Source organism: Oleiphilus sp. HI0132 (genome assembly GCF_001635845.1).
Window position 1 is genome coordinate 1 of the sequence record NZ_LWGJ01001308.1, and the last position, 7760, is coordinate 7760.

The window sequence follows — 7760 nt, forward strand, 5'->3', positions numbered from 1 at the left end:
AAGTGATGAGCATTGCCAAAGATATCTATGGTTATGAATATGAGGAGTCAGGCCGACTTATAAAGGTCTTCCCTGCCGGGCTTCGTACCCAGATCTTTCAAATAAACTATCTGAATGTAAACCGAAACGGCGATAGTGAGACGCGCGTTAGCTCTGGACAAATTACTCAAAACTCAAGTGGAGGAAGCTCTTCCTCAAGTGACTCCGACTCAGATTCTGGCAGTGCTAGTACGCAAAGCAGCGGTTTCGGAACTCGTATTGCGACCACTAACCAGAACGATTTCTGGCAGCGTCTGGAAAGTACATTACAGCTGATTATTGGTAGTAAAGAAGGCAACTCTGTTGTGATTACTCCAAGCACAGGTATGGCCGTCGTACGTGCTGATAGCGACACGCTTGCTTCGGTGGAGCGTTACTTGGAAAGCTCAGAGTTGATACTTCAACGCCAGGTTATTCTTGAAGCGAAGATATTAGAAGTGAGCTTGAATGAAGGATATCAGCAAGGTGTCGACTGGAGCTTCTCACGTGCAAGTGATAGTTTGGACTCATCGGGCAACCCGAAAAATGGTGTGAATTTTACCCAGCTCGCACGTCAGGTGACGTCTGGAGATGTAGGAGGTGTTTTCGCCTCGACAATAAAGCTAGGTAACTTTGATACCACGATCAACCTGCTAGGCACTCAAGGAAATGTTCAGGTATTGTCCAGCCCTCGCATCGCAACGGTAAATAACCAGAAAGCTGTGATAAAAGTAGGAAGTGATGAGTACTTTGTAACAGATATCGATTTTGAATCTAATAGTGATTCGAACTCTACGTCTACAGACATTGATTTGACACCTTTCTTCTCGGGAATTGCCTTGGATGTGACGCCTCAGATTAGTGAAGATGGCAAGATTATTCTTCATGTCCACCCAACAATTAGTAAGGTGGAAGATCAGCAGAAAATTATTTCAGTCGGTGGTCAGGACTTGGATTTGCCTTTGGCATTTTCGAGTATTCGAGAATCTGACAGTATTATTACGGCAGAAAATGGTCAGATTGTTGTGATCGGTGGCCTGATTCAAAATCGAAGTTCGGATAATAATTCCAGCGTGCCTTTCCTGTCTGAGCTTCCTTTGGTTGGAGAGTTATTCAAGCAAAAAGGCGAACAGTCTGAGAAAACCGAGTTGGTTATCTTGCTTCGCCCAACGGTGACGAACCGTCGAGTCATTCGTCAGGATATCAAAGCAAGCCGAGACCGTTTTGGCGAGTTTAGAGATGTAATGGCTGCACCTGTCCAAACCAGTTTTTATTGAGGTTTGGACTTAAGTATAAGACTTGTCGTCTAAAATAGAGCAACTTGATATGTACGAGTCCTTTTTTGGCTTAAATGAAGCGCCATTCACATTGACCCCAAACACTCACTTCTTTCTCAAGTCGGAGACGCATCAACACGGTTTGGAAATGCTGTTATGGGCCTTGAATAACAAAGAAGGCTTTATCAAAGTGTCCGGAGAAGTCGGTACCGGTAAGACTTTACTGTGTAGGAAACTTTTAAACTCTCTCGAAGACCCTTTCGTTACTGTCTACTTGCCTAACCCCCATTTTTCACCGGCAACACTCTATTGCCTGATCTCTGATGAGCTCGAAGCTGCTTTGGAAAGCGCTAGTCCGGCAAATAGTGAAATAATAATTGAAGAGCCTAAACAGCTTGGCTCGGTTGCAACAGATCAGCATGTACTGGCTTTGGGAAATATCCAAAAAGCTTTATTGGCCTTGGCTGCACTCGATAAACAAGTCGTTCTGGTGATTGATGAAGCGCAATCGATGCCGGAAGACACTATAGAAGCCTTGCGCTTGCTCACCAACCTGGAAACGGAATCGGCAAAACTGATGCAGGTTGTACTCTTTGGTCAGCCAGAATTGGATGAAATGTTGAATAGCAAAAGTCTTCGACAGCTGCAGCAAAGAATAACGTTTCAGCATGAAATTCGCCCGCTCGATAGGGAGGGTGTCGAACAATATATTTCTCATCGAATGATCCTGGCAGGATACAGCGGTGGTCGTTTGTTTGAAGCAAAAGCAATTTCACTATTAGTGAGTGCATCCAAAGGTATTCCTCGCTTGGTAAATATTTTATGCCATAAGGCGCTGATGGGCGCCTTTGGTGAGGGTGTAAACCTAGTGACCGCGAAGCATATGAAAGCAGCGATTAAAGATACGGAAAGCGCACATAAACCCTGGTGGCGATCTATGCCTCTACCTGGAGCGCTTTCATGAGTTTAGTCAATGATATGCTTAGGGATCTGGAGAAGCGTAAAGCCCCTGAGCAAACCGGTTCCCTAGATACGGGCGTGTCTCGAGAAAGCATGATCGAGCCCAAACAAAGTAGCTTTAAGCAGAAAGATCTTATTTTGGTCGTCTTGGTCATTCTGGTGGCGAGCTTGTTTGCTTATATTCTTATGTCGACTGAGGAAAGCACTGTTGTCTCTGGAGATAGAGACAATAATAGTGAGCGGGCGGTTCAATCGGAAGCAGGGCTTTCACAGCAAGCGCCGACAATGCCTGTCGAAGAGCAGACAGTAAATGAAAAGCAGATAGCCGGGCCTAAATTACTCGAACCTGCTGTAGCGACGAAACAGACTCAGGTTTTGCAAGAATCTGCGCTAAAAGAAAAGAAAAGAGTGGAGCCGGTTGCCTCGGCTATTGTTGAGAAAAAAGCGCGAACAAGTGTCGTGGAAGAAAGCAAAGCAACGAAATCTGTTGTGGCAAAAGAGAGTCGTGAAGTCAAAAAGGCTAGCGATAATATTGTGACTCAGCCAAAAGTTGATAAGAGTACTGTTAGCAAGGGAGCTGATGCTGAGCCAAATTTGCAGACAAAAGCGAAAACCAAGGCCAAGCCGCTTGGTGTTGTTTTGTCTCCCTCTGCACTTGATTTAAAAATGGCATCAGATGCTATTTCATTATTTGAAATAGGTAAGCCAGCAGAAGCTTATGCTTTAATGCAGGCTTTTGTTGCCGAGAACAAGACTGTCGATAAAACGCTCAGCGTTTTGGCAAATCGCTTACTGCAAGACCAGCGCTTCAACGAGCTGTCGGGCCTGCTGGGCCGGGCGGGTAAGCCATTGAGCCCAGACCTGAGACAAGTTAAAGCGCGATGGATGTTGATGCAAGGGGAGCCTGAGCTCGCCGTTGCTTTACTAGAGCAGTCCTTGCCAGATATTGACAAGATGCCAGAGTACTTTGCATTGATGGCATCGCTATACCAACGAAATGGGCAATCAGGCAAAGCGTTTGAACAATACAGTCAGCTTATACAGAGCAACGACACGGTTGCAGACTGGTGGGCTGGTTTGGGGATTGCGGCAGACCAGCTTAAACAAGGGCGGCAGGCTGTATTTGCTTATCAACAGGCGATGACCCTGCCTGGTTTGAATCGTGCGCTAGAGAGTTATATCGGTCAGCGGCTGACAGCCCTGTCCTCGGTAAAGTAATTGAGTGAAGATATGAGTGAACCGAAAAAGAAAATTCGAATTGGTGACTTGCTGATACAAAACGGTGTTATTACCGAAGATCAGCTAATGACGGCCCTATCGGAGCAGAAAAAGACCGGAAGGAAGCTCGGTAAAGCGCTGATCGATCTTGGTTATGTTGATGAAGACAAACTTCTGAATTTACTGTCTCAGCAGTTGGAAGTGCCATTTGTTCACCTTCGTCATTACCAGTTTAATAACGACCTGGTTAATAAGCTGCCGGAGACATTAGCACGACGTTTCAGAGCGATAGTCTTAGATGAACAGCAGGGAGAGTTGTTAGTCGGCATGGCCGACCCGATGGATCTTATGGCCTTCGATGAGATTGGTCGAGCGGTCAACCAGCCTTTACGTCTAGCGGTTGTTCGTGAAAGCGAGCTCTTGACGACCATTGACATGGTTTATCGTAAAACAGAAGAAATATCTCACTTGGCTGGAGAGCTTGAAGAAGAGTTGGAAGATGATGCTTTCGACTTGGCTGAGTTAACCACGACCGGAGATGACAGTGAAGCACCGGTTGTAAAACTGCTGCAATCTATTTTTGAAGATGCGGTGCAGGCGAGAGCATCTGATATACATATTGAACCAGACGAAAGTGTGGTACGAATCAGGCAGCGTATAGATGGCATTCTGCAAGAGCAGGTGATGAAAGAGACACGAATCAATGCCGCCCTGGTACTGCGTTTGAAGTTGATGTCGGGCTTAAATATATCCGAAAAAAGAATTCCTCAAGATGGACGCTTTAACGTTAGGGTTAAGGCGCGGTCAGTGGATGTGCGTCTATCGACGATGCCTACGCAATATGGCGAGTCCGTGGTGATGCGTCTTCTTGATCAGACCGAAGGTATTCTGGGGCTGGACAAGGTAGGTATGCCCCCCAAAATACTCGAGCGTTTTAGAATCGCAGTGACACGTCCGCATGGACTGGTACTGGTAACCGGGCCGACGGGGAGTGGTAAAACGACCACTTTGTATGGCGCGCTATCTGAATTGAACAAACCAGAAGTAAAAATTATTACCGCAGAAGATCCGGTTGAATATCGTCTTCCGCGAATTACTCAGGTACAGGTTAACCCAAAGGTGGGATTGAATTTTTCTACCGTACTTAGGGCCTGTTTGCGTCAAGACCCGGATATTGTTTTGGTTGGTGAGATGCGAGACCAAGAGACCGCAGAAATTGGCTTGCGGGCGGCAATGACAGGTCATATGGTGATGTCGACCTTGCATACCAATGACGCGATTGGCAGTGCCATGCGTTTGATTGATATGGGCGCAGAGCCTTATTTGGTAGCGAGTTCTTTGGGCGGGGTGCTGGCCCAGCGTCTTATCAGACGGGTATGCCCGAACTGTGCGACCGAGTATCACCCAACGGAACAGGAGAGAATCTGGCTAGGTAGTATGGTCGCTGAAGGTGAAATCCTACCAGATAATTTCACTGTTGGAAGCGGCTGTTACCAGTGCAGTGATACCGGCTATAAAGGGCGAGTAGGTATTTACGAGTGGCTAGAAATGGATGATCGTACTTTGGGGGCGCTTCGTCGTGCAGACCCGGATGCCTTTGCTGAAGCTGCCAAGATGAATGCTTATTACGAGCCCTTGGATCGGTGCGCCTTAGAGTATGCGCGTCAGGGTATTACGACGATTGATGAGGTCTTCAGAATTTCTGCAACCCTTGATGAATTGGGGGCAAGCTTGGACGATGAGCTGGAAATAGACCTGGATGAACTCGATGAGTAACTTACTTGAAGGGTGGCAGGGTTAATGGCTCGATTTCAATACAAGGGGCGTGATGCAAAAGGGGCCCAGGTTAGCGGTGAACTGGAGATAGCTTCAGAGTCAGCTGCTGCCAATGAGCTGCTTAAAAAAGGTATTACTCCGGTTCAAATCAGTGAGCTGCAGGAAGCGTCAAAAAGTTTGGGCAGTATAAATATACAGCTGATCAAACCCAAAGTGACGCTTGATGAGCTGATTATTTTTTGTCGGCAAATGAATGCTTTGGCTCGCGCCGGTATTCCTATTATACGTGCAATGAAAGGCTTGGCGGATTCAACCAAGTCAGAAGTGCTTCGCGAGACACTCTTTGATGTTTCTCAGCGCCTAGAGTCAGGTGTGAATTTAGCTTCATGCATGCAGGCCCACCCCAAGGTCTTTTCTGATTTGTTTATTAGTATGATTCACGTAGGTGAAAATACAGGTCAACTTGAGGAAGCCTTTAAACGATTAAGTGAGAGCCTGGAAATGGAGCGTGATACACGTAAACGTATCAAGCAAGCGACTCGCTATCCAACCATGGTTATTTCTGCGATCTTCATCGCCTTGTTTATTGTTAACTTGTTCGTTATTCCAAAATTTGCCAGTGTCTTTGCCAAATTTGGTGCAGACCTGCCGCTACCGACTCAGATACTTGTGGCGACCTCTGAGTTTTGTTTGGCTTACTGGTGGCTGATTATCGGTCTTATTTTTGCGGGAATATATGCCTTTAAACAGTGGGTGGCGACGGAGAATGGCAATTATATTTGGGATAGGAAAAAACTCGGCTTTCCAATAGTAGGGGTTTTATTTGAACAGATCGCCTTATCACGATTTACCCGAAACTTTGCCATGATGCTCGCTTCCGGCATGCCGATTACTCATGCTTTGGCGATTGCAGCGGAGGCCTCGGGGAATAAGTTTATCGGTAAACGAATTATTGATATGAAAGTGGGAATAGAGCGTGGCGATAGCCTATTAAGAACGGCGCGTGCTACCGAAATATTTACCCCCTTGGTATTGCAGATGATGGCGGTTGGTGAAGAGACCGGCTCGATCGATAGCCTATTGGATGAAGTGGCAGACTTTTATGATGAAGAAGCAGACTACTCGTTAAAGCGCTTGTCTGAAGCAATCGAACCAATATTAATCGTTGCAATGGGCGGCATTGTCTTGGTCTTGGCATTAGGCGTCTTCTTGCCAATCTGGGACTTGGGCCAGGCAGCAATGGGACGGTAGACAGCGTGTATAAAGCGGAAGAAAAAACTGTTTATGAGCGCAGTTTCGGCAATCGCTATTTTGTGGTCGCAGTGAGCCTTCTGATTATTGTGTTCGCCTTGAATTGGTTGGCTGAACGTTTGAATCAAGAGCTAGTGAATGCCGAGCGTGTACAGTTTATTCATAGGCTTAAAGAACTCAATGCTGCTGTTACCTTGATGCAGGCATCTCTGGTGGCCCAGGATAGGCCGCAAGCAATGGCAGAGTTTGTGGGCGCAAATCCGATGAACTGGGTTCAGGATGACGTGACGCACTATGTTGGAGAGCAAGCTTTAGAGGAAAGTCAGCACCTAGCGGGTGTTTGGGTATTTGACCCAAAACTAAGAGATATTGCTTATCAGCCGCGCGATGTGTCAGTAGAGAGTTTGCGAGCGCAATTGCAGGGGGAGTTCTCAAGGATTGTTAGCGATGAACCTGAATGGCAGCGCCAAAGATATTCGCAATGGTTGCAATTTAGAGTAGTTGGTCTATTGTCAAAGGATAAAGTTCAAGCGAATAAACATTCAGAATATGAAGGATTAGTTCTGCAGCTCATGCCGTAAACCATGAGCGCAGTTTCTGAAGCAGGTACTTGGTTTTCAAAAACGGGTTTTCAAAAACAGGTTTCAATTTACATTGATGAAGAGAGTTTGAAGTTATGAAAAAAATGTCCGGCTTTACATTAATTGAGTTAGTGGTCGTGATTGCCGTGCTAGCTATTCTTGCTGCGGTGGCCTTCCCGAAGTTTGCTGAGATTTCTGATGAGGCGCATCGATCGGCTGTTGAAGGCGCTGGTGGTAGTTTTACCTCGTCGGTTTCACTGGTTAGAGCCCAGTGGCTGGCAAACGGTACCCGTACCGCCATTACAGACTTACCTGGATATGGTGAACCAGATAATGTTATCGATGTTAGTGTCGATGGCTGGCCAACAGGCGTAAATGGTAACACCAACCCCAGTGGAATGACCGCTGCTGAGTGTAATGCACTGTGGGGGGCATTAATGAATACTAATGGCCTAACGACGTCGACAGCCGTGGGTGAAGACTACCTGACAACGGTGAATTCTGGTGATTGTCGATATACCTATCAGGCAACAGTTGATGGACATAACGTTGAGTATGACCCGAACACCGGCACTGTCTATACAGATATTCAGCCTTAAGCAGTTTTATTAAGAAAGTAAGCTTTGTTGTTACGATTTTTAAACAAAAACATACATTAATGATGTGCGAAGTTTTAAAA

The 7760-nt window shown here is 46.3% G+C and carries 7 protein-coding genes; all 7 read left to right on the top strand.

Features of this window, described 5'->3' with window-relative positions:
- Positions 1–1295, top strand: a 1295-nt coding sequence (gene mshL / locus A3766_RS19955; RefSeq protein WP_068642841.1) for a pilus (MSHA type) biogenesis protein MshL, incomplete at its 5' end; no start/stop codon positions are given.
- Positions 1296–1344: 49 nt separating this feature from the next.
- The gene (locus tag A3766_RS19960) at positions 1345–2259 is read left to right on the top strand and encodes an ExeA family protein (RefSeq protein ID WP_068509832.1); all 915 of its coding nucleotides are present in this window, start codon (positions 1345–1347) and stop codon (positions 2257–2259) included.
- On the top strand, positions 2256–3473 hold the full coding sequence (locus tag A3766_RS19965; protein ID WP_068509830.1) for a M48 family metallopeptidase: 1218 nt from the start codon (positions 2256–2258) through the stop codon (positions 3471–3473). The genes A3766_RS19960 and A3766_RS19965 overlap by 4 nt, the downstream gene beginning before the upstream one ends.
- Positions 3474–3485: 12 nt before the next feature.
- Complete coding sequence (locus tag A3766_RS19970) at positions 3486–5249, top strand: GspE/PulE family protein (protein ID WP_068509834.1); 1764 nt, start codon at positions 3486–3488, stop codon at positions 5247–5249.
- Positions 5250–5273: 24 nt separating this feature from the next.
- Entirely contained in the window at positions 5274–6500 is a 1227-nt protein-coding gene (locus A3766_RS19975) for a type II secretion system F family protein (protein WP_068554338.1), read from the top strand.
- Between the two features lie 5 nt (positions 6501–6505).
- Positions 6506–7081, top strand: a complete 576-nt coding sequence (locus A3766_RS19980; protein ID WP_068508285.1) for a hypothetical protein — start codon at positions 6506–6508, stop codon at positions 7079–7081.
- A gap of 95 nt (positions 7082–7176) precedes the next feature.
- Positions 7177–7680, top strand: a complete 504-nt coding sequence (locus A3766_RS32505) for a prepilin-type N-terminal cleavage/methylation domain-containing protein (protein ID WP_068508282.1) — start codon at positions 7177–7179, stop codon at positions 7678–7680.
- The last annotated feature ends 80 nt before the right edge of the window (positions 7681–7760 follow it).